Source organism: Enterobacteriaceae endosymbiont of Donacia sparganii (genome assembly GCF_012569045.1).
Lineage (GTDB): Bacteria > Pseudomonadota > Gammaproteobacteria > Enterobacterales > Enterobacteriaceae.
In genome coordinates this window covers 437,939-460,209 of sequence record NZ_CP046196.1, presented here as the reverse complement: position 1 = coordinate 460,209, position 22,271 = coordinate 437,939, and the positions used below count along the sequence as shown (strand labels likewise).

At 17.4% G+C, this 22,271-nt stretch carries 19 protein-coding genes; 7 read left to right on the top strand and 12 right to left on the bottom strand.

The window, feature by feature from the left end; translation table 11 throughout:
* Nucleotides 1–83 precede the first annotated feature (83 nt).
* Nucleotides 84–1,046 (top strand): thioredoxin-disulfide reductase, encoded by a 963-nt coding sequence (trxB, locus tag GJT98_RS02210; protein ID WP_168821398.1) that lies wholly within the window; start codon nucleotides 84–86, stop codon nucleotides 1,044–1,046.
* A gap of 89 nt (nucleotides 1,047–1,135) precedes the next feature.
* Here trxB and infA read toward each other — a convergent pair whose 3' ends face one another.
* From infA to ppa, 5 genes are all read right to left on the bottom strand, one after another.
* Nucleotides 1,136–1,354: a translation initiation factor IF-1 gene (gene infA, locus GJT98_RS02205; protein ID WP_168821455.1), complete on the bottom strand. Its 219-nt coding sequence runs from the start codon at nucleotides 1,352–1,354 to the stop codon at nucleotides 1,136–1,138.
* Between the two features lie 39 nt (nucleotides 1,355–1,393).
* Entirely contained in the window at nucleotides 1,394–3,127 is a 1,734-nt protein-coding gene (locus tag GJT98_RS02200; RefSeq protein WP_168821396.1) for an ATP-binding cassette domain-containing protein, read from the bottom strand.
* Nucleotides 3,128–3,169: 42 nt separating this feature from the next.
* A complete protein-coding gene (locus GJT98_RS02195) occupies nucleotides 3,170–4,885 on the bottom strand; it encodes an ATP-binding cassette domain-containing protein (RefSeq protein ID WP_168821394.1) in 1,716 nt (571 codons plus the stop codon).
* 72 nt (nucleotides 4,886–4,957) lie between these two features.
* Nucleotides 4,958–6,205 carry a phosphopyruvate hydratase gene (eno, locus tag GJT98_RS02190; protein ID WP_168821392.1) on the bottom strand — a complete coding sequence of 416 codons (1,248 nt, stop codon included), beginning with the start codon at nucleotides 6,203–6,205 and terminating at the stop codon, nucleotides 4,958–4,960.
* Between the two features lie 269 nt (nucleotides 6,206–6,474).
* On the bottom strand, nucleotides 6,475–7,017 hold the full coding sequence (gene ppa, locus GJT98_RS02185) for an inorganic diphosphatase (RefSeq protein ID WP_168821390.1): 543 nt from the start codon (nucleotides 7,015–7,017) through the stop codon (nucleotides 6,475–6,477).
* Between the two features lie 189 nt (nucleotides 7,018–7,206).
* Here ppa and rpoZ point away from each other — a divergent pair, with 189 nt between their 5' ends.
* Nucleotides 7,207–7,458, top strand: a complete 252-nt coding sequence (rpoZ, locus tag GJT98_RS02180; RefSeq protein WP_168821388.1) for a DNA-directed RNA polymerase subunit omega — start codon at nucleotides 7,207–7,209, stop codon at nucleotides 7,456–7,458.
* 77 nt (nucleotides 7,459–7,535) lie between these two features.
* Here the strand turns inward: rpoZ and gyrB are convergent, their stop codons facing one another.
* Together gyrB and dnaN are read right to left on the bottom strand one after the other, a co-directional pair.
* Nucleotides 7,536–9,947: a DNA topoisomerase (ATP-hydrolyzing) subunit B gene (gene gyrB, locus GJT98_RS02175; RefSeq protein ID WP_168821453.1), complete on the bottom strand. Its 2,412-nt coding sequence runs from the start codon at nucleotides 9,945–9,947 to the stop codon at nucleotides 7,536–7,538.
* A gap of 44 nt (nucleotides 9,948–9,991) precedes the next feature.
* Nucleotides 9,992–11,113 (bottom strand): DNA polymerase III subunit beta, encoded by a 1,122-nt coding sequence (dnaN, locus tag GJT98_RS02170; RefSeq protein ID WP_168821386.1) that lies wholly within the window; start codon nucleotides 11,111–11,113, stop codon nucleotides 9,992–9,994.
* Between the two features lie 195 nt (nucleotides 11,114–11,308).
* Here dnaN and rpmH point away from each other — a divergent pair, with 195 nt between their 5' ends.
* The 5 genes from rpmH to mutM all read left to right on the top strand — a co-directional run bounded on the left by rpmH (nucleotide 11,309) and on the right by mutM (nucleotide 15,769).
* Complete coding sequence (gene rpmH, locus GJT98_RS02165; protein ID WP_168821384.1) at nucleotides 11,309–11,461, top strand: 50S ribosomal protein L34; 153 nt, start codon at nucleotides 11,309–11,311, stop codon at nucleotides 11,459–11,461.
* 3 nt (nucleotides 11,462–11,464) lie between these two features.
* A complete protein-coding gene (rnpA, locus tag GJT98_RS02160) occupies nucleotides 11,465–11,812 on the top strand; it encodes a ribonuclease P protein component (protein ID WP_168821382.1) in 348 nt (115 codons plus the stop codon).
* 117 nt (nucleotides 11,813–11,929) lie between these two features.
* Nucleotides 11,930–13,546, top strand: coding sequence for a membrane protein insertase YidC (gene yidC, locus GJT98_RS02155; RefSeq protein ID WP_168821380.1), 1,617 nt, complete (start codon nucleotides 11,930–11,932; stop codon nucleotides 13,544–13,546).
* Nucleotides 13,547–13,580: 34 nt separating this feature from the next.
* Nucleotides 13,581–14,945 (top strand): tRNA uridine-5-carboxymethylaminomethyl(34) synthesis GTPase MnmE, encoded by a 1,365-nt coding sequence (mnmE, locus tag GJT98_RS02150; protein ID WP_168821377.1) that lies wholly within the window; start codon nucleotides 13,581–13,583, stop codon nucleotides 14,943–14,945.
* A gap of 5 nt (nucleotides 14,946–14,950) precedes the next feature.
* A complete protein-coding gene (gene mutM, locus GJT98_RS02145; protein ID WP_168821376.1) occupies nucleotides 14,951–15,769 on the top strand; it encodes a bifunctional DNA-formamidopyrimidine glycosylase/DNA-(apurinic or apyrimidinic site) lyase in 819 nt (272 codons plus the stop codon).
* 19 nt (nucleotides 15,770–15,788) lie between these two features.
* Here the strand turns inward: mutM and potC are convergent, their stop codons facing one another.
* From potC to argS, 5 genes are all read right to left on the bottom strand, one after another.
* Nucleotides 15,789–16,589, bottom strand: coding sequence for a spermidine/putrescine ABC transporter permease PotC (gene potC / locus GJT98_RS02140; RefSeq protein ID WP_168821374.1), 801 nt, complete (start codon nucleotides 16,587–16,589; stop codon nucleotides 15,789–15,791).
* On the bottom strand, nucleotides 16,582–17,448 hold the full coding sequence (gene potB / locus GJT98_RS02135) for a spermidine/putrescine ABC transporter permease PotB (protein ID WP_168821372.1): 867 nt from the start codon (nucleotides 17,446–17,448) through the stop codon (nucleotides 16,582–16,584). The genes potC and potB overlap by 8 nt, the downstream gene beginning before the upstream one ends.
* Entirely contained in the window at nucleotides 17,423–18,550 is a 1,128-nt protein-coding gene (potA, locus tag GJT98_RS02130) for a spermidine/putrescine ABC transporter ATP-binding protein PotA (protein WP_168821370.1), read from the bottom strand. The genes potB and potA overlap by 26 nt, the downstream gene beginning before the upstream one ends.
* 114 nt (nucleotides 18,551–18,664) lie before the next feature.
* Nucleotides 18,665–19,762 (bottom strand): tRNA 2-thiouridine(34) synthase MnmA, encoded by a 1,098-nt coding sequence (gene mnmA, locus GJT98_RS02125; RefSeq protein ID WP_168821368.1) that lies wholly within the window; start codon nucleotides 19,760–19,762, stop codon nucleotides 18,665–18,667.
* A gap of 77 nt (nucleotides 19,763–19,839) precedes the next feature.
* On the bottom strand, nucleotides 19,840–21,570 hold the full coding sequence (gene argS / locus GJT98_RS02120; protein WP_168821366.1) for an arginine--tRNA ligase: 1,731 nt from the start codon (nucleotides 21,568–21,570) through the stop codon (nucleotides 19,840–19,842).
* Between the last annotated feature and the right edge of the window lie 701 nt (nucleotides 21,571–22,271).

The following is a 22,271-nucleotide window of genomic DNA, read 5'->3' as shown; positions in this document are numbered from 1 at the left end:
TATTATAATTTTTAAAAATATTTTATTTAAATATTATATATTCTATATATAATATTTAAAATATTAAAAATATATAAATTTATATGAAACCCAATAAAAAAACAAAACTTCTTATATTAGGATCTGGACCTGCTGGTTATACAGCAGCTATATATGCAACAAGAGCTAATTTAAATCCTATTTTAGTAACAGGAAATAACATTGGAGGACAATTAACACAAACATTTAATATAGAAAATTGGCCAGGAAATTTTCCAAATATAACTGGACAAAAATTAATGGATCAATTACATAACCATGCTAAATATTTTAGCACTAATATTATTAGTGATACAATAATAAAAATTATTAATTTTAAAAAATCTCCTTTTATTGTAGAAGGTAATTTATTTACATATATATGTAATAGTATAATTATTGCTACTGGATCTTATCCTAAATTTTTAGGTTTAGATTCTGAAAAAAAATTTATAGGAAAAGGATTATCTTCCTGTGCTGTTTGTGATGGATTTCTTTATCGTAATAAAACAGTTGCTGTTATAGGAGGAGGTAATTCTGCTGTAGAAGAAGCTTTATATTTATCAACAATTACTTCTAAAGTACATTTAATTCATCGAAAAAATACTTTCAATGCAGAAAAAATATTACTTAAAAAATTAAAATTAATACTAAAAAATAAGAAAATAATTTTACATACTCCTTATATTGTAAAGGAAATTTTAGGAAATAATACTGGAATTACAGGTATTAAAATATATTCTATATATGATAAAAATATTAAAATAATACCAATCTATGGATTATTTATTTTAATAGGTACTATTCCTAATAGTAGTTTATTTAAAAATATATTAAAAATGGATAAAAATGGTTATATTTTAATAAATAATGATAAATTAAATAGTTTGAATTTTACACAAACAAGTATACCAGGAATTTTTGCTGCTGGTGATGTTATAGATAATAATTATAGACAAGCAATCACTTCAGCAGCTACAGGATGTATGGCTGCACTGGATGTACAAAAATTTTTAAATAAGATGTAAATATGTATTTTTTTTATAAAAAGAAATATTCTTTTATTATTTTTAAATTATTAAATAATTATATATAATAAAGTGAATAATTTTATTAACTAACGACTACGAAAAATAATTCTACCTTTTTCTAAATCATATGGAGTTAATTCTACAGTCACTTTATCTCCTGTTAATATACGAATATAATTTTTTCTCATTTTACCAGAAATATGAGCTGTTATTACATGACCATTTTCTAATTTTACATGAAAAATAGTATTAGGTAATGTATTTAATACTACTCCTTGCATTTCTATATTATCTTCTTTAGACATTATTACTCCTTTCATTATAAGTTAAGGTTAGATATACTATCATATATTATTTTTTAAATAATCCCAATAATAACCTTTTTTATTTATTAAGTTATTATATTTACCTTGTTCAATCAAATAACCATTATCCATAAAATAAATATAATCCATTTTTTTCATTATATTAATATTATGAGTAATAAATATAATTGTTTTTTTTTGAAAAATTGATAAAATTAAATTAATTATTTTTTTAGATGAAATTATATCTAATCCTTCTGTTGGTTCATCTAATAATATTAAATTTCCATTATGTAATATAGTCCTTGCTATACCTAATTTTTTTAATTCTCCTCCTGAAAGGATTCTTCCTCCTTCTCCCATCCATTCATTTAAATTTGTATTATTATCTAATAATTTTTCTAAACCAACTAATTTTAAAATTTCTATTAAATAATCATTATTAATATTGATATTATTTTGATTATTTAATAAAATATTGTTTTTTAGTGTATCACTAAATAAATATATTTTTTGAGTCATAACACTTATATTTTTTCTTAATGAAGATAAACTCCATTTTTTTAAATTATATTCGTTTAAATAAATATTACCTTTTACAGGATCCCATCCTCTAGTTAATAACATTAATAATGTTGATTTTCCACAACCATTATGACCAGTAATAGCTATTTTTTGTTTTTTCTTTATATATAAAGATATATTTTTTAAAATATATGGATATTTTCTATTATAATAGAATGATAAATTATCAATATATAATTTCAAAGAAGAATTATTATTATTAAAATTTTTATTTATAAAACAAATAATAGGTTTTTGTTCTATAATATTAAAAATTTTTTTAGCTGATAAAAATATTTCATTAATATTTTGAAAAATATTACTTAAAGGAAATAATATTTTTGAAAATGTAATTAAAAATAATAAAAATAATATAAATTTATGTTGTAATTTTATATTATAGATATGACTATATATTAATAGTAATAAAATATTAATATCAATTATGGAAGTAATTAGTAATTGTGATTGAATATTATAATTATTTTGTATTGATTGTATTGTTTGCCATTTTAATTCTAAAATTTTAATTTTATTAAAAATATGTTTTATATCTTCAAATATTTTATATTCTGTATAAAATGATAATATATTATTGATAAAATAATAGTATTTTTTTTTTATATTTATATTTTTTTTTCCTATAATTTTACCTTTATTATAAAAATAAAAAATATAGAATAATACTAAATATATAGTAGTTATAAATAAAATTAAAGAAAAAATTATATCAAAAAAACTTAAATTTATTAAAATTATTAAAGTTATTATACTTATAATAAAAATAGGAGAAATAATTTTCATATATAAAAAATCTAATGTTTCAATATCTGAAATTAATATATTTAAAATTTCAATATTATTAATTGTAATTAAATTAGATGGATATAGTGGAAATATTTTTTTTAAAATTAAAATTCTTAAATTTTTTAATAAAAATAAAGTATTATTATGTTGAATTATTTTTTCAAAATATTTTGTAATGATTTTTATTATTGAAATAATTCTAATAATAGTGGCAGGTATAAGATAATTATAATCTATATAATAATTTTTAATACCTAATAAAAAAGTAGAAGTTAATAAATATCCTGATATTATAGATAATAATATATTCATTAAATTATTAATTATAGATAATAAAATCCCGTAAAAAATTTTTTTGATATATTTTTGATAATATTTTAAAAAAAATAATAAATTAAACATTTTTAAAAATTTCCTTTTTTAAATAAAAAATTATTTATTTTATTAAATTTTAGAATATATTTTTTTAATAATTTTACCATTTTTCATATACCAAATTTCATTATAATAATCTATTTTATATATTTTATGTGTAATTGTTATACTTATTTTTGATAATGAAGTATTTTTTTGTATTGTTTGAATAATATCATGTTGACTTTTTATATCTATATTAGATATAGGTTCATCTAATAATAAGAATATATAATTTTTAATTAAAGCTCTAGCAATAGCTATTCTTTGTATCTGTCCTACTGATAAATAAGTATTTTCTTTATATAAAATAGTATCTAATCCATTAGGTAATTTTTTTAAAAAATTTATTATGCCAATTTCTTCTATAATTTTTTTTATTTTTTTTTTATTTAATTTTTTATGAAAAAATAAGTTTTTTCTAATTGTTATAGAAGGTAATTTAGGATTTTGTCTAACAAATGAGATTTGTTTATACCAACTATATAAATTTATATCTTTAAATTCAATATTATTAATTTTTAAAGAACCATCATATGGATAAAGACCTAGAAAAATATTAAATAATGTTGTTTTCCCACATCCATTAGGACCATTAATAATTATATTTTGTCCAGAAGTTATTTTAAAAGAAATAGGACCTATTAATATATTACCTTTTTTATTTTTAACTATTAAATTTTTAGCTTTTATTTCTAATTTATTAATTTTTTTTAAAAAATATTTTTTTTCATGATTTAAATTAATATATTTTTTATTATTTAATAACTTTATGATATCATTTGCAGCTGCAATTGCTTTTAATTTAATATGATAAAGTAATCCTAAATTATTAAAATTTTGAAAATATTCGGAAATTAATATTAATATAAAAAAACTATGTAATATTTTAATATTTTGGTTATAAAAACCAAAATTTATTATATGTAAATATATAAAACTAAAATACATAGTAATAAATGCTAAAGAAATAGAAGAAAAAAATTCTAAAATTGATGAAGTTAAAAAAATAATTTTTAATATTTCAATATTTTTTTTTCTAAATTGTTCAATATATAATGAAATTTTTTTTATTTCTATTTTTTGAAAATTAAATAATCTAATAGTTTCTATACCTTTTAATCTATCTAAAAATAATCCATTTAAAATAGATAATATTTTAAAATTTTTTTTATTTTTTTTTACAGTTTTTTCTCCAATTATTATTATAAAAAAAATTATTAATATACTTATTATTATAAGTATTGTTCCTAACATCCAACTAATAAAAAAAATAGTAAATAAAATTATTAATGATGATATTTTTACAGTAAAATATTGAGGTATATATTTATTATAATAATCTTGTAAATTTTCTACTTGATCTATAATTAATGATAAATCAGATCCTGATGTTTGATTTTTTAATTTTTCATAATAATTAAATGTTAATTTATTTAAAATTTTTTTTCTAATAGAAAATTTTATTAACTGACTATAATGAAAATTAATTTTACCTACTATAATAGTTATAAATCCTTTTATAATAAAACATAAAAATAATATTATTATATAATAATAAAAAATTTTATTTTTAATTTCTTTTAAAAAGAAATTTTGTACTTGTTGTGCTAAAATCCAATTTTGTATTATTATTATACATATATTAATAAAATTTAATAAATAAGATATTTTTAACAAATTTTTAGTAAAAAAACTTTGCTTTTTTAACCAAAAAATTATTTCTTTTTCTGTATATATTTTCATGTTAAATGAATATATTAAAAATAATATTTTACTATGTTGGATACATACACAACATAGTTTATAAAAAAAAATTTATAATTCTTCTTCAATTCTAATTAATTGATTATATTTTGCATTTCTATCAGAACGACTCATAGAACCTGTTTTAATTTGATCAGCATTTACTCCTACAGCTAAATCTGCGATAAATGTATCTTCTGTTTCTCCAGATCTATGAGAAATAATAATTTTATATCCTGCTTTTTTAGCCATTTTTATGGTAGATAATGTTTCTGTTAGAGAACCAATTTGGTTTGGTTTTATTAAAATAGCATTAGCTATTTTTTTTTCAATACCTTTTTTTAAATATTTAATATTAGTAACAAATAAGTCATCTCCCACTAATTGAATTTTATCACCTAATTTTTTTGTTTGATATATAAAACCATCCCAATCTGATTCATCTAGACCATCTTCAATAGAAGTAATAGGATATTTTTTTATTAAATTAAATAGAAAATTTGTAAATTCTTTTGAAGAAAGACTAATTTTTTCACTATTTAAATGATATTTATTATCATAAAATAATTCAGAAGCAGCGCAATCAATAGCAAAGGTAACATCTTTACCAAGAATAAAACCAGCATTATTAATAGCTTTTGATATCATTTCAAATGCTTCACTATTATTATTTAAATTAGGAGCATATCCACCTTCATCTCCTACTGAAGTAATTAATTTATTTTTTTTAAGTACAAAAGATAAATGATGAAAAATTTCTACACCATAACGTATAGCTTCTTTTATATTTTTTGCACCAATAGGTTGAATCATAAATTCTTGTATATCTAAATTATTATCAGCATGTTTACCTCCATTAATAATATTAATCATTGGTAATGGCATAAAAAACTTTTTTGATATACCATTAATATGACTAATATATTTATATAATGGTATTTTATTAAATAACGCAGAAGCTCTAGCATTAGCTAATGAGACAGCTAAAATAGTATTAGCTCCAAAATTTGATTTATTTTCAGTATTATCTAAATTAATCATGATATTATCAATATATGATTGATTTAATGAGTTTTGATTAATTAAATATTTATTAATAACAGTATTAATTATTTTAATAGATTTTAAGACTCCTTTACCTAAAAATCTTTTTTTATCTTTATCACGTAATTCTATTGCTTCTTTAGATCCTGTTGAAGCTCCTGAAGGAACAGAAGCTATTCCAACTATATCATTATTTAAATGAACTTCTGCTTCAATAGTAGGATTACCCCTAGAATCAATAATTTCTCTACCTATGATTTTTTTTATTTTAGACATTTTATTTCCTTATTAAATTAATAAAATATATAATAATATTATTAAAATATTTTTAAAAAATAATAAATTAAAAATTTTATATTTTTTATTTTATTAAATTAAAATTAATTATATATTATTAAATAATATAATTTTTTTTTTAAAAAAATAATTTATAAATTTTATTAATAATAAATTATTAAAAAATAATTTCATTAATAAAATTAAAAAAATATAATACTATAAATTTATTTAAATATTAAATTAATATTTATTTTAAATAAAAAAGATTAATTATTTTTATCTTTTTTTTGGAATCTTTCAATAGAAGATAAAATTTCTTTATGAGCTTGAAAAAGATTTCCCCAATTATTAATTTTACACCATTTTTTTGATTCTAAATCTTTATAATGTTGAAAAAAATATATAATTTGTTTTTGTAATAAAATAGATAAATCTTTTATATTTTTAATAAAAGTATATTCTTGAGAAATTTTATCATGTGGTACTGCAATAATTTTTTTATCATCTCCAGATTCATCTATCATTTTTAATAAACCTATAGGACGACATCTAATCACAGATCCTGGAATAATAGGATATTTAGTTATTACAACTGCATCTAAAGGATCTTTATCTAAAGATAGGGTATTATTTATATATCCATAATTACATGGATAAAACATAGGTGTAGTAATAAAACGATCTACAAATAACATTCCATATTTTTTATTCACTTCATATTTTATTGGATTAGAATTAGAAGATATTTCAATAACTACATTAATATCACTAGGAATATTTTTCCCAGCAGGAATATTATTAAAATTCATATAAAATTATCCTTTAATTACATTAAAATTTCAGTATTTTTTTTTAAAAAATTATTATATTAATTGATTATAGATAATATATATTTTTATATCTTTAAAATATATGATATTATATTTTTTATATATAATAAAAAAATTATTTAAATAAAATTTTATAATAAATTTTTTTATAAAAGAGATAATATATTTATGGCTAGAGTTACAGTAGAAAAAGCTGTACAAAAAATAGGTAATAGATTTGATTTAGTTATAATAGCTGCAAAAAGAGCACGACAAATACAAATTAGAGGTAAAATTCCTTTATTATCTGAAAAAAATGACAAAACAACTATTTTAGCATTAAGAGAAATTGAACAAGGTTTAATAAATAAAAAAATTATAAATAGTTATGAAAAAAATATAGATAAAAAATTTAAATTAATGAATCTAAATAATTATTAAATTTATTAGTTAAATTATTTTATATTTTTTTTTAAAAAAATTTTAATTATTTAAATTAAACATTTTACATAATTTTTTTAAATATCAATATTAGTTACTTTTAATGCATTATTTTTTATAAATAGTCTTCTAGGTTCTACTTCATCACCCATAAGGGTTGAAAATAATTTATCAGCTATTATTGCATCTTTAATTGTTACTTTTAACATATTACGAGTTAAAGGATTCATAGTTGTTTCCCATAATTGGTTTGGATTCATTTCTCCTAAACCTTTATATCTTTGTATAGTAAAACTTTTCTTTGATTCTTTTAATAACCAGTCTATACCTTCCTCAAAAGAGGAAATATTTTTATATTTTTCACCTTTTGTTACATGAGAAATTTTCTTTTCTTTTAAAGAAAGTAATTTATTTCCTAATAAACATATTTTTTTATATTCTTTACTAAAGAAAAAATTATAATTTAATAAATATTTATTTTTATTACCATATTTATTTTCATAAATTATTGGTTCAAAAATATTTTTTTCTATATTTTTATTTATATTTCCTGAGTAATTAATATTTATAGATTTTTTATTCAAATATAATAATAAATTATTTAACCATAAATTAACATTGTTATAATCATGTAATTTATCTAATTTTAGATTATATAATAATCCATATAATATTTTTTTAGGAAAAAAATATTTTGAAGAAGATTGTATAATTTTTTTAATAAAATTATATTCATTCACTAATATCCATAATTTTTTATCTAATAATTTTTCTTTTGAATTTTTGAAAAAAAATATAGCTTTATTTAAAGCTATATTTAATATAAATAATTCCATTTCTTCATTATTTTTAATATATAATTTTTGATTACCTTTTTTTATTCTATATAATGGCGGTTGTGCTATATATATATGTCCTTTTTCAATAATTTTCGGCATTTGACGATAAAAAAATGTTAATAATAAAGTACGTATATGAGCTCCATCTACATCTGCATCTGTCATAATAATAATATTATGATATCTTAATGTATCTAAATTACATTTTCCGGAATTAATATTACAACCTAAAGCTGTAATTAAGGTAATTATCTCTTGAGAAGAGATAATTTTATTAAATCCAGCTTTTTCAACATTAAGAATTTTCCCTTTTAATGGTAAGATAGCTTGGTTTTTTCTATTTCTACCTTGTTTTGCTGATCCTCCAGCAGAATCTCCTTCTACTAAATAAATTTCAGATAATGCAGGATTATTTTCTTGACAATCAGATAATTTTCCCGGTAATCTAGATATATTGAAAATATTTTGATTTTTAATAATTTCTTTTGTCTTTTTTATCATATCTCTTGCTTTTGCCGCATGTATAATTTTATTTATTATATTTTTGGCATCATTCGGATTTTCTAATAAAAAAAACATTAATTGTTGATTAACATAACATTCTACTAATGATTTTACTTCTGATGATATTAATTTTTCTTTAGTTTGAGAAGAAAATTTTGGATTTAAAATTTTAATAGATATCAGTGCTGTTAGTCCTTCTCTAGTATCTTCTCCTGTTACACTTATATTTTTTTTTTTATTATATTTTTCTTTTTCTATATATAAATTAAATGTACGTGTTATAGCTGATTTTAATCCAGATAAATGTGTTCCTCCGTTTGATTGAGGTATATTATTAGTAAAACAGTATATTTTTTCTTTAAAAGAATTATTCCATAACATAGCTATTTCTATATTAATATTATTATTTTTAGTAAAACAATAAAAAATATTTTTATGAATAAGATTATCATTTTTATTTAAGTATTTAATAAATTCTTTTATCCCCCCTTTATATTTAAAACAATCATATTTATTATTTTTATTATCGGTAATTGAAATAAATAATCCAGAATTTAAAAATGATAATTCTCTTAATCTTTGAGATAAAATTTTATAATTAAAGTATTTAATTCTAGTAAAAATATCATAATTAGGCCAAAATCTAATATTAGTACCTGTACTATTACTAATACCAATAATTTTTAATTTATCTTGAGGTATTCCATAATGGTATAATTGTTTATATAATTTTCCATTTCTTTTAATAATTAATTCTAATTTTTTTGATAAAGCATTTACTACAGAAATTCCTACACCATGTAATCCTCCAGATAATTTATATGATTCATTATTAAATTTTCCTCCTGAATGTAATATAGTCATAATTACTTCTGCTGCAGATATTTTAGCTTCTTTATGTATATCTGTAGGTATACCTCTTCCATCATCAATAATGGAAATAGAATTATCATTATGTATAATTATATTTATATTTTTACAATAACCAGAAAGAGATTCATCTATAGCATTATCTATAACTTCAAATACCATATGATGTAATCCTGTTCCATCATCTGTATTTCCGATATACATTCCTGGTCTTTTTTTTACTGCATCTAATCCTTTTAAAATTTGAATACTAGATGAATCATAATATTTATTTATCAAATTTCACTCTCATTTTTTTTATATAATATTAAGTATTATTTTTAAATTTTCATGGGCATTATTAAATAAATTTTATTTTTATCATAATTATCTTCTATACGAATAGTAGAAATATTATTAATAAAAGAGATTTTAATAATGTCACTTTCTAGTATATTAATTACATCAATTAAATAATTAATATTTAAAGATATACTGATATCGTATTTTTCTTCATTATTATATTTTTCTATTTTTAATATTTCTTCAGCTTTTTCATTATTAATATTAATGCTAAATATTTTTAAATAGTTATTATTAAATAATAATGTTACTCCTTTAGTTCTTTCATTTACTAGAATAGAAATTCTATTTAAAGAATTTTTAAATTTTATACGATTAATTTTAACAATTTTATAGAAAAATTTAGGTATAATTTTTTTATAATCAGGAAAATTACTTTTAATTAATTTAGATATAAATTTTAAATTTTTAAAAATAAAACAAATATTATTGTTATTAATTTTAATATTAACTAATTCGTCAGTATTATTCACTAATTTAAATAATTCAAATACACTTTTTCTAGGTATTATAGCATAATAATCAATAATTTTTGTATTTATAATATAATTATAAATAGATAATCTATGACCATCAGTTGATACAATATTTAAAATATTATTTTTAATTTGTAATAATAATCCATTTAAATATTTTCTTACATCATTATCTGCTATTGAAAAATAAGTAGCATGTATAAATTTTTTTATTATTTTATTTTTTAAATTAAATTCTATATCATGTTTTAAAAAATCTATAGTAGGAAAATTATCTGCTGGTAAAGTAGATATTATAAAATAACATTTTTTTGATGATATAATAGCTTTATTTTTATCAAATAATATTTTTATATCATGATTTTTAGGTAAACTACGACATATATTATAAAATTTTTTTCCTTGAATAATAATAGAATATTTTTTTTTATTATCTTTATTTTTAATAAAAGAAGTGATTTCTATTTCTAGATTAGTACTTTTAAAAAAAATTATTCCATTATCTAAAATTTCTACTAAAATATTACTAATATTAGGATATATAGATCTGTTATTAATAATATTTGTTACATATTGTAATGGTTTAATTAATAATTCACGATTAATAATAATATTATTTTCCATAATTTTTATTTTTTAGAAAAAAATTATAATATAAATTTTTATTTATAATTATACCATAATATATTATTTAATAATTTAAATTAAATAATTAATAATAATTATTATTTATTTTAAAAATTTATAAATAAATATATATAAAATATTTATTTTATGTAATAATAAGCATATTATAGAATATGTATGGGTGTTAATTTTATGAAACGCACTTTTCAACCATCTATATTAAAAAAAAAAAGAACTCATGGTTTTAGAAATAGAATGAAAACAAAAAATGGAAGACAAATAATAAGTCGTCGCCGTGCTAAAAAACGTATTTATTTAAGTATATCAGATAAAAAATTTAAATAAAAAGTGAACAATTTAGATTTTTCTAAAAAAAAACGTTTAACTTCATTAAATTTTAATCTTATATTTAGTAATTCTAAAAAATTACATAATGAATTTTTTATTATTTTAAGTAAGTTCAATAAAATTAAATATTCTCGTGTAGGTATAATTATACCTAAAAAAATAATTTATAAAACAAATATTAGAAATAAATTTAAAAGAATTATTCGTGAATATTTTCGTTTAAATCAATATTCATTTTTAATTATGGACTATATTTTTATTATAAAAAATAAAAATATATTAAAAATTAATAATTTTTATTTTAAAAAAAATTTAGAAAATATATGGAATTTTTTTAAAAAAAAATAATTTTTTTTAAAAAATATAGTTTTTATTAGAAATAATATTAAAAATTAAACTAAATTATTAATTTTAAGTTATAATTAATTTTATTTTATTAAATAAATTAAAATGAGAATATAAATAATGAATTCAAAAAATAATATTCTTTTAATTATTTTTTGTTTATTTAGTTTTATTATTTTAAGTAATTGGCAAAAAATATATAATTATATAGGAAATAATAATAATAAAATTAGCAATAAAAATATTATAAATATAGATGATAAATATCAAAAATCTTCTAATATTATTAGAAATAATCGTATTGTAATTAAAACTGATAAATTTATTTTATATATTAATCCTTATGGAGGTACTATTGAACAAGTACAATTATTAGATTATTTAGACAAATTAAATTCTAAAAAATTTCTTATTTTATTGAGAAAAAATTCTGATTTTATATATCAAGTAAAAAGTGGTATAATTAAAGAAGATAATATAAAAAAAATTAAGGATTTTTACAAAAATTCTAAATTTTTTATAAAATCAAATTATTTTAAATTAAAAAAGAATAAAAAAATATTAAGAGTTCCTTTATTTTTTATAAAAAATAATATTTTATATGTTAAAGTATTTACTTTTGTCAGAGGTAGCTATTTAATAAATATTAATCATCAAATTTTTAATAAAACTCAAAAACCTATTAATATAGGTATATTTGGACAGATAGATAAATCTATTAATACACCTAAAAAATACTTAGATAAAAAATATAGTAATATTACTTCTAAAATATTTGATAACATAGCTTTTTCTACAGAAAATAATAAATTTAAAAAATATAAATTTTCTAATATTTTCAAAAATATAAATATTAACACTAATAAAGGATGGATAGCTATATTACAAAAATATTTTACTTCAGTTTGGATAATTCCAAATCTTCCTAAAGAAAATACTATATATATAAAAAAATTATTTAATAATATCATAAGTGTTGGTTTTAAATCTTCTAATTACTTAATTTTACCAGGACAAAAACATAATTTTTTATCTAAATTATGGATAGGACCTAAAATTCAAGAAAAAATTTCTAAAATTGCACCTTTTTTAGATCTAACCATAGATTATGGCTTCTTTTGGTTTTTATCAAAACCATTATTTAAATTATTAAATTTATTATTTAATTTAATAGGAAATTGGGGTTTTTCTATAATTATAACTACTATTATAATACGGTTAATAACATATCCATTATCTAAAAAACAATATATTACTATTGCTAAAATAAATTTATTACAACCACAAATTAAAAAAATTAAAGAAATTTTTGGTAATGATAAAGAACGTTTTAGTAAAGAAATGATTTTATTATATAAAAAAGAAAATTTAAATCCATTTTCTGGTTTTATTCCTTTTATAATACAAATGCCAATTTTTTTAGCTTTATATTATGTATTAACTAGTTCTATAGAATTAAGACATGCTCCTTTTGTTTTTTGGATTAAAGATTTATCTTCAGAAGATCCATATTATATTTTACCTATTATAATGAGTATTACTATGTTTATAATTCAATTAATTTCTCAAAATAATTATGATATTGATCCTATACAAAAAAAATTAGCATATATAATGCCTATTATTTTTAGTTTATTTTTTTTATGGATTCCTTCTGGTTTAGTTTTATATTATATAGTAAATAATTTAATAACTATTTTACAACAAAAACTAATTTTTTATAAAATAAACAATTAAAATTATTTAATTTAATCATTAAATTTATAAAATTATGGAAAAACAAACAGATACAATAATAGCAAGAGCAACTCCCTTAGGTAAGGGAAGTATAGGAATTATAAGAATATCTGGTAATAAAGTAATAGATGTAATCAAATACACATTAAAATTGACTTATATTAAACCAAGATATGCAAATTATTTGTCTTTTTTTTATAAAAATAAAATAATAGATAAAGGTATTGTATTATGGTTTCCTAAACCTTTTTCATTTACTGGAGAAGATATTTTAGAATTACAATGTCATGGAAATTCCATATTAATGGATTTATTAATAAATGATATTATTAATATACCTGATATTAGAATTGCCTCTCCAGGAGAATTTTCTAAAAGAGCTTTTTTAAATAAAAAAATAGACTTAACTCAAGCTGAAGCAATTGCTGATATTATTACAGCTAATTCAAAAGCAGCTGTATTTTCAGCAATGAATTTAATGAATGGTAAATTTTCATTATTATTAAATAATTTTAAAAAAATAATTATTCAATTAAGAGTACAAATAGAATCTTTTCTTGAATTTAATTATGAATTAAATTTTTCTTTTTTTTGTAAAAAAATTCTAATAAAATTAGAAAAATTATCAAAATATTTAATAAATATTATCAAATATGTAAAAAATGGTATAAGGATTAAAGAAGGAATTAAAATAATGTTAATTGGCCCTCCTAATTCTGGTAAATCTAGTTTAATGAATTTAATTACTAATAAAAATATTTCTATAGTAACTAATATTCCTGGGACAACTAGAGATATTTTACATGAAAATATTTATATAAATTCAGTTCCAATAGAAATTATAGATACTGCTGGTATTAGAAATACTAGTAATCAAATTGAAATTTTAGGTATTAAAAAAATTTTTAAAGAAATTAAAAATTCTAATTATTTATTTTTAGTAGTAGAAGATCAAATTTCACAAAAAGATTTATCTAAAATTATTAATGATTATTTAAAAAAATTTATAAAAAATATTCCTATTATAATTATACGTAATAAAATAGATATAACAAATAATCTTCCTGAAATAATATATAATAATGATTATGTAATTATAAAATTATCAATAAAAAAAAAAAAGGGAATTTCAATTTTAATGAATTTTATAAAAGAAAAAATTACATATACTAATAACATTGAAGATCAATTTACAGCAAAAGAAAGATATTTAAATTCTTTAAATTTAATATATAAATATCTTATAAAGGGAAAAAAAAATTTTTTAGATACATTATCAATAGAGTTATTATCAGAAGATTTAAATTTAATACAAAAAGAATTAGATTCTATTACTGGTAAATTTACTTCTGAAGATTTATTAAACAGTATTTTTTCTCAATTTTGTATTGGTAAATAAATTTTATGCCTGAACTACCTGAAGTAGAAGTAATTAAAAATATGATAAAACCTTTTTTAAAAGGAAAGAAAATAAACTATTCTATAGTAAGAAATAAAAAATTAAGATATATTATTCCTGATGATATTATTACAATAAAGAATCAAAAAATCTTAAATATTAAGAGAAGAGGAAGATATATTTTATTAATTTTATTTAATAATACTATTATTATACATTTAGGGATGACAGGTAAATTATCAATTATAAATAATCAAAATATTTTTTCATATGATAAACATGATCATATTGACTTAATTATAAGTAAAAATATAATTTTACGATATACAGATATTAGAAGATTTGGGTTTTGGTTATGGGAAAAAAAAAATTATGAAAAAAATATATTTTTAAAAAAATTAGGACTTGAACCACTAAAAAATAAATTTAATAATTTATATTTATATAATTTTACTAAAAAAAAAAATATTTCTATTAAAATATTAATAATGGATAATAAAATAGTAACAGGTATAGGTAATATATATGCTAATGAATCTTTATTTTTATCAAAAATATTACCTATTCGCATATCAAATACTTTAAGTTTAAAAGAAATTACAATTTTAGTAAAAAAAATTAAATATATTTTATATAAGTCAATAAAATGTGGTGGTTCCACTATAAATAATTATAAATTACCTAATAATAATAATGGAACTTATTCTAAATATTTTTTTGTATATGGCAGACAAAATAAATTATGTAAAATATGTAAAAAAAAAATTATTAAAATAATACAGAGGAACAGAAGTACTTTTTTTTGTAATAAATGTCAAATTTAATTTTTTATTTAATAAAAAATTAATCTAATAAAGAAGTAATTTCATTATATGATTTATATTTTCCTAAAATAATTCTACTTATAATTACTAAAGATAAAGATATAATTATTAATATAGTTACTAAAACATTAATTTCAGGAGTCATACCTATTTTTGCCATTGAATAAATTTTTAAAGGAAGTGTTTCATATTCAGGTCCTGTTACAAATGTTGATATTGTTATATCATCTAGAGATAAAGCAAAACTTAATAACCAACTAGAAAAAATAGAAGGTAATATCATAGGAAATATGATTTTGGTTAAAATAATCATTTCATTAGCTCCTAAATCTTTTGCAGCTTCTATTATACGATTATCAAAATTTTGTAATCTAGAATTAATATTAATTACTACATATGGTAAACAAAATGTAATATGTGAAAATAATAAAGACCAAAATCCTAAAGAAAAATTTAAAAAAATAAATAATAATAATAAAGAAATACCCATTACAATATCAGGAGAAATTATTACTATAAATAATAAAGTACTTATAAAAGATTTAATATGTGTATTATAATAATATAATGATATAGCTATTAGTAATCCCATAAAAGTTGTAAAAGTTGCAGTAATAATACCAATACATAAAGAATGATATGTAACTTCTAATAAAGAGGAATTATGCATGATTAAATAATACCATTTTAAACTAAATCCTTGCCATATAATTCCAAAACTTGATTTATTAAAAGAGTTTATTATTAAAAGAATAATTGGTATATAAAACCAAAGATAAATTAAATTTATAAAAATAGTTCTACAAATATATTTAAACATTTTTTTTAAATTCCTTTTTATTTAGAAAATTAATAAATTTAAAATATAATATTAAAAAAATACCCGTAAATAATGTTATTATTGTGCTAGTTGCAGCTCCTAAAGGCCAATCTCTAATATTTAAAAATTGATTTTTAATAATATTTCCTATTAATAAATTTTTAGCACCTCCCATTAAATCAGAAATATAAAACATACCCATACTAGATAAAAAAACTAAAAGACATCCTGCAATTATTCCTGAAGTAGTTAATGGTATAATTATGTAAAAAAAAATTTTCCAATATTGAGCACCTAAATCTTTAGCAGCTTCTATATAAAATTTATCTAGTTTTTCAAAACTAGAATATATAGGTACTATCATAAAAGGTAATAAAATATATATTAATCCTAAAATAACAGCGGTAGGAGTATAAATTATATAAATAGGATTATTAATAATTTTAAAATAAAGTAAAATATGATTAAACCATCCATTAATTCCTAAAAACATTTTTAAACAATATATTCTAATTAAAGAATTAACCCAAAATGGTAAAAATAAAAAAAATAACATTAATGATCGCTTTTTAAGAGATATTTTTGTTAAACACCATGCAAATGGGTAACCTATTAAAAGACATATTAATGTTGTAATAAATGAAATAAGTAAAGTATTTATAAATACTTTAATATATAAAAAATCTAATAATTTTAAATAATTATTAAAAGAAAATTTAAATATAATTAAATTAAAATTATCTTTTTTTAAAAAACTAATTATAATTATAATAATATTAGGTAAAAAAATAAATAATAATAACCAACTTAAAATTAAAAAAATTATAATTTTTTTAATATATTCCATTATTTTTTTCATAAGGTAATACAACCTCCCATGTTTTAACCCAATTTATTAACATTTTTTGATTAAGATAATGATCTACATAAGGATCATTTTCATTAAAAAATTCACTTACAGTAATTATTTTACCATTATTAAGTTCTAATGTAGATTCTAAAGTCATCCCTTTATAATTTTTTTCTTTTATATAACCAAGTAAACCTGTCGTTAAATTAGTATTTGAATTAATTTCTTTTATTTTTAAATCTTCCGGTCTTAATAAAACATGTATTTTTTTTTTAATAAAAATAGGAAATGGAATTTTAATATTACATATATAACCTTCTAAATTAACCTGTGCTTGATTATTATCAATTTTTTTCAAAATAACAGCATTAAATATATTAATATCACCTATAAATTTAGCCACAAATAAATTTTTAGGTTCTTCATATATTTCTCTAGGAGTGCCATCTTGTTCTATTTTACCATTACGTAATAAAATAATACGATCAGATATACTTAAAGCTTCTTCTTGATTATGTGTAACTAATATGAATGTAATACCTAATTTTCTTTGTAATGCTTTTAATTCATTTTGCATTTTTTTACGTAATCTATAATCTAAAGCTGATAATGATTCATCTAATAATAATATTTTTGGTTTATTAATTACTGCTCTAGCTATAGCAACTCTTTGTTGTTGTCCTCCAGATAATTCATGGGGTTTTCTATTTATAAATTTTTTTAATTGTACTATATCTAAGATTTTTTCAACTTTAGTAATTATTTCTTTATATTTTTTCTTTTGCATTCTTAATCCGAAAGCTATATTATCAAATACAGACATATGAGGAAATAATGCATAATTTTGAAAAACAGTATTTATTTGTCTTTTTTCTGCAGGATATTTTGTTATATCTTTTTTATTTAGAAAAATAGTACCACTATCAACCTTTTCTAAACCAGCTATTAAACGAATAATAGTTGTTTTACCACAACCAGAAGGACCTAATAAAGTAATAAATTCTCCATTATTTATATTTAAATTTAAATTAGAAATAATTTTTTTACCTAAAAAAGATTTATTAATATTAATAAGATTAATTAATACATTCTTAAAATTTTTTTTTTCCATAATATTACTCTAATAAAATATTATTTTTATCTAATTATTTATTTATAAAACTAAATAAAAATTTTAAATATTTAAATTTATTTTTCTAATAAAATAATAAAATATTTAATTTAGTTAAATTAAAGGTATTCCTTTTTCAATAATTCCTCCTCCTAAACAGATTGATCCATAATAAAATACTGCTGATTGTCCTTTTGTGATACTAAAAATAGGAGAGTATAAATATACTTTAATTTTATTTTTACTTAAAAAAGTAATTTTACACTTAATATCTTTTTGTCTATATCTAGTTTTAATTGTACATTTATTTCTTAAAATTTGAGGTATTAAATTAACCCAAGTAATTTTTTTAACTATTAATCCAATATAATATAAATATAAATTTTTTCTATCTTGTACAGTAATTAAGATATTATTTTTAATATCTTTTTTATAAACATACCATGGTTTATTTTCAGAAAATATAGAACCTCCTAATCCAATTCCTTTTCTTTGTCCTATAGTATAATGAATTAATCCTTTATGTTTACCTATAATTTTACCATTAATATTAACTATTTTCCCTGATTGAGAAAATAAATATTTATTTAAAAAATTAGGAAAATTTTTTTCTCCTATAAAACAAATTCCTGTTGAATCTTTTTTATTAGCATTTATAAATTTAAGTTTTTTTGCAAAATATCTTACTTCTTTTTTTTTTAATCCTCCTATAGGAAATAAAATTTTTTTTAGTTGTTTCTCTTTTATTGTATATAAGAAATAACTTTGATCTTTATCAGAATCAATTCCTTTTAATAAAAAAAAATTATTTTTTATTTTTTTACAACGTGCATAATGTCCAGTACTAATAAAATTAGCTCCTAAATTTTTAATAGCAAAATTCATAAAATATTTAAATTTAATAATTTTATTACATAAAATATCAGGATTTGGTGTATGTCCTTTCTTATATTCAGAAAGAAATTTTTTAAAAACATAATCCCAATATTCAGATGAAAAATTAATTTTATGTAGAGGAATTTTTAATTTTTCACAAATAATTTCAGTGTGATATAAATCTCTTTTAATATTACATATATTATCTATATCATCTTCTTCCCAATTTTTCATAAATAATCCTTCTACTTGATAATTTTGTTTTATCAATAACCAAGCAGAAAGAGAAGAATCCACTCCTCCAGACATTGCAATTATAACTTTTTTTTTAGACATATATTATTTAAAAATTTTTATATATTTAAAATTAAATAATAATATTTTTTTTAAAAAAAAATTATTATTAATATTTTTTATATTTTTTTTATAGTTTTTATTCCTAATAAATATAACCCTCTCTTTAAAAAAAGAGAAGTTAAAAAAACTATTTTTAATCTACTTATTTGTAGTATTTTATCTTTTATATTTAAAATATTACAATTTTCATAAAATTGAGAAAATAATACAGTAGTTTTATATAACCAATTACATAATATGTGTGGTGTACCTTGTTGAATAATTTTTAAAATAATTTCTTCAAAATCTAAAAATGACATTGCAAGATCTAATTCATAATGGGTTAAAAAAATCATTTCTAAATTTAAAAAATTTTTTAAATTAATATTAATTTTCTTTAATAAAGAAATAGCTCTTACGTAAGCATATTGAATATATAATGATGTATTTCCATTTAAAGATAACATTTTATCCCAACTAAAAATATAATTATTTATTCTATTTTTCGATAGATCAGCATATTTTATTGCTCCTATTCCAATTATATGAGATAAATTTTCTAATATATTTTTTTTAATAAAAGGATTTTTTTTAATAATTATTTTTTTAGATCTAAGAATTGATTCATCAATTAAATCATTTAATTTTATATTTTTACCTTCTCTTGTTTTAAAAGGTTTATTATTTTTATTTAAAATCATACCAAACATATGATGTTCTAATTTTATATTAGAAGGTACATATTTTGCATTTTTTACTATTTGAAAAATTTGATTTAAATATTGATTTTGTCGTGAATCTACATAATAAATAATTCTATTAGCTTTAAATGTTTCATAACGATATTTAATACAAGCAATGTCTGTTGTTGCATAAAGATATGCTCCATCTTTTTTTTGAATAATAACAGCCATTAATTTACCTTTTTTATTTTTTACTCCTTTTATAGGAACAGTAATAGTTCCATTATCATTGATAGCTATCCCTTTTTTTTTTAAATCTAGAATTATATTTGATAACATATCATTATATGTACTTTCTCCCATAGTATCATTATATGTTAATTTAATATTAAGTTTGTTATATAATTGATAATTATATTTCATAGTAATATTAACTATTTTTTTCCATATTTTTAAACAAGAAATATCTTTTTTTTGTAATTTAACTACATAAGATCTAGCTTTTTTTGCAAAATTAATATCTTTAATATATTTTTTTTGTGCTTTTTTATATAATTTTTCTATATTAGAAAGTAATATATTTATTTTTTGATTTTTTAATTTTAAATAAGCAATAAGTATCCCAAAATGCATTCCCCAATCACCTATATGATTAGATTTAATAACATTATGTCCTACAAAAGATAAAATTCTTACAATTGAATCTCCTATAATTGTAGATCTTAAATGACCTACATGCATTTCTTTTGCTACATTAGGACTTGAATAATCAATAACAATATTTTCAGGAATAATTTTTTCTGTTATTCCTAACCTATCAGAAGTAATTAATAAATTTATTTGATTTGATAACCATTGATTTTTAATAAAAAGATTAATATGTCCTAGCTTAGATACTGTAATTTTAGATACTATATTTTTTATATCTAAATACTTTACTACTTTATTTGCTAAATGATAAGGATTTATTTTTAGATAGATAGCTGCTGCTATAATACCATTAATTTGATAATGTCCTAATTTTTTTTTTTTACATGGACGTAATATAGTACTATAATTATTAGGTATACCAGCTTTTATCATGCATTTATGAATTTTTTTTGAAAGAAATTTTTTTATATTCATGTATTTCCTTTTTTATTATTTATTAATAATTAATTAATAATAAACTTTATTTTATTTAATTTTTATATAAAAAATTATAAGTAAAATTTTAAAAAATAGAATTATTATTTATAAATTTTTTCTTAAAATAATAAATTATTATAAAATAAAAAATAAATATATTTAAAATTTAGAAAATACTATAAAATAGTCATATACTATTTAGTTTTTTTTTATAAAAATAAAGATAGTTTTTATTTTAATTTTTTAAAATTTAATTATAATCTATTAAACATAAGTATATAATTACATTTTATTTTTTATAAAATTTAATATTTTAAAAAATAAATTTTTAATATTATAAATAATAATTAATTTTTTATTTTTGAAAATTTTATTTAAAAATAAATATTAAATATTTATTTTAATAAATAAAAATATTTTAAAAAAAGATTTTATAAATAATGATTGTAATAAAAAACATATTTAAATATGTTAAAATGACTAACTTAGTTTAAAGTATAAATATTTTGATAATAAAATTATATTAGTAATTATAATATAATTGTGTTTTATCTAAAAAATTTATTTCTTAAATATGGGGCTTTAAAAATTTACTAGTAATAACTTCTAAAAAAATTTTTAATTTTATATTTTTTAATTTTTAAATTATGATTAATTTTTATATTAATAAAATTATATTTATATATTAAATTATTCAT

Bases quoted from the DNA above. Each gene is read 5' to 3' on its own strand.
- mutM (WP_168821376.1), top strand. From the start codon at position 14,951: ATGCCTGAACTACCTGAAGTAGAAGTAATTAAAAATATGATAAAACCT.
- mnmA (WP_168821368.1), bottom strand. From the start codon at position 19,762: ATGTCTAAAAAAAAAGTTATAATTGCAATGTCTGGAGGAGTGGATTCT.
- eno (WP_168821392.1), bottom strand. From the start codon at position 6,205: ATGTCTAAAATAAAAAAAATCATAGGTAGAGAAATTATTGATTCTAGG.
- dnaN (WP_168821386.1), bottom strand. From the start codon at position 11,113: ATGGAAAATAATATTATTATTAATCGTGAATTATTAATTAAACCATTA.
- trxB (WP_168821398.1), top strand. From the start codon at position 84: ATGAAACCCAATAAAAAAACAAAACTTCTTATATTAGGATCTGGACCT.
- argS (WP_168821366.1), bottom strand. From the start codon at position 21,570: ATGAATATAAAAAAATTTCTTTCAAAAAAAATTCATAAATGCATGATA.
- GJT98_RS02200 (WP_168821396.1), bottom strand. From the start codon at position 3,127: ATGTTTAATTTATTATTTTTTTTAAAATATTATCAAAAATATATCAAA.
- mnmE (WP_168821377.1), top strand. From the start codon at position 13,581: ATGGAAAAACAAACAGATACAATAATAGCAAGAGCAACTCCCTTAGGT.
- rpmH (WP_168821384.1), top strand. From the start codon at position 11,309: ATGAAACGCACTTTTCAACCATCTATATTAAAAAAAAAAAGAACTCAT.
- infA (WP_168821455.1), bottom strand. From the start codon at position 1,354: ATGTCTAAAGAAGATAATATAGAAATGCAAGGAGTAGTATTAAATACA.
- ppa (WP_168821390.1), bottom strand. From the start codon at position 7,017: ATGAATTTTAATAATATTCCTGCTGGGAAAAATATTCCTAGTGATATT.
- potB (WP_168821372.1), bottom strand. From the start codon at position 17,448: ATGAAAAAAATAATGGAATATATTAAAAAAATTATAATTTTTTTAATT.
- yidC (WP_168821380.1), top strand. From the start codon at position 11,930: ATGAATTCAAAAAATAATATTCTTTTAATTATTTTTTGTTTATTTAGT.
- potC (WP_168821374.1), bottom strand. From the start codon at position 16,589: ATGTTTAAATATATTTGTAGAACTATTTTTATAAATTTAATTTATCTT.
- GJT98_RS02195 (WP_168821394.1), bottom strand. From the start codon at position 4,885: ATGAAAATATATACAGAAAAAGAAATAATTTTTTGGTTAAAAAAGCAA.
- potA (WP_168821370.1), bottom strand. From the start codon at position 18,550: ATGGAAAAAAAAAATTTTAAGAATGTATTAATTAATCTTATTAATATT.
- rpoZ (WP_168821388.1), top strand. From the start codon at position 7,207: ATGGCTAGAGTTACAGTAGAAAAAGCTGTACAAAAAATAGGTAATAGA.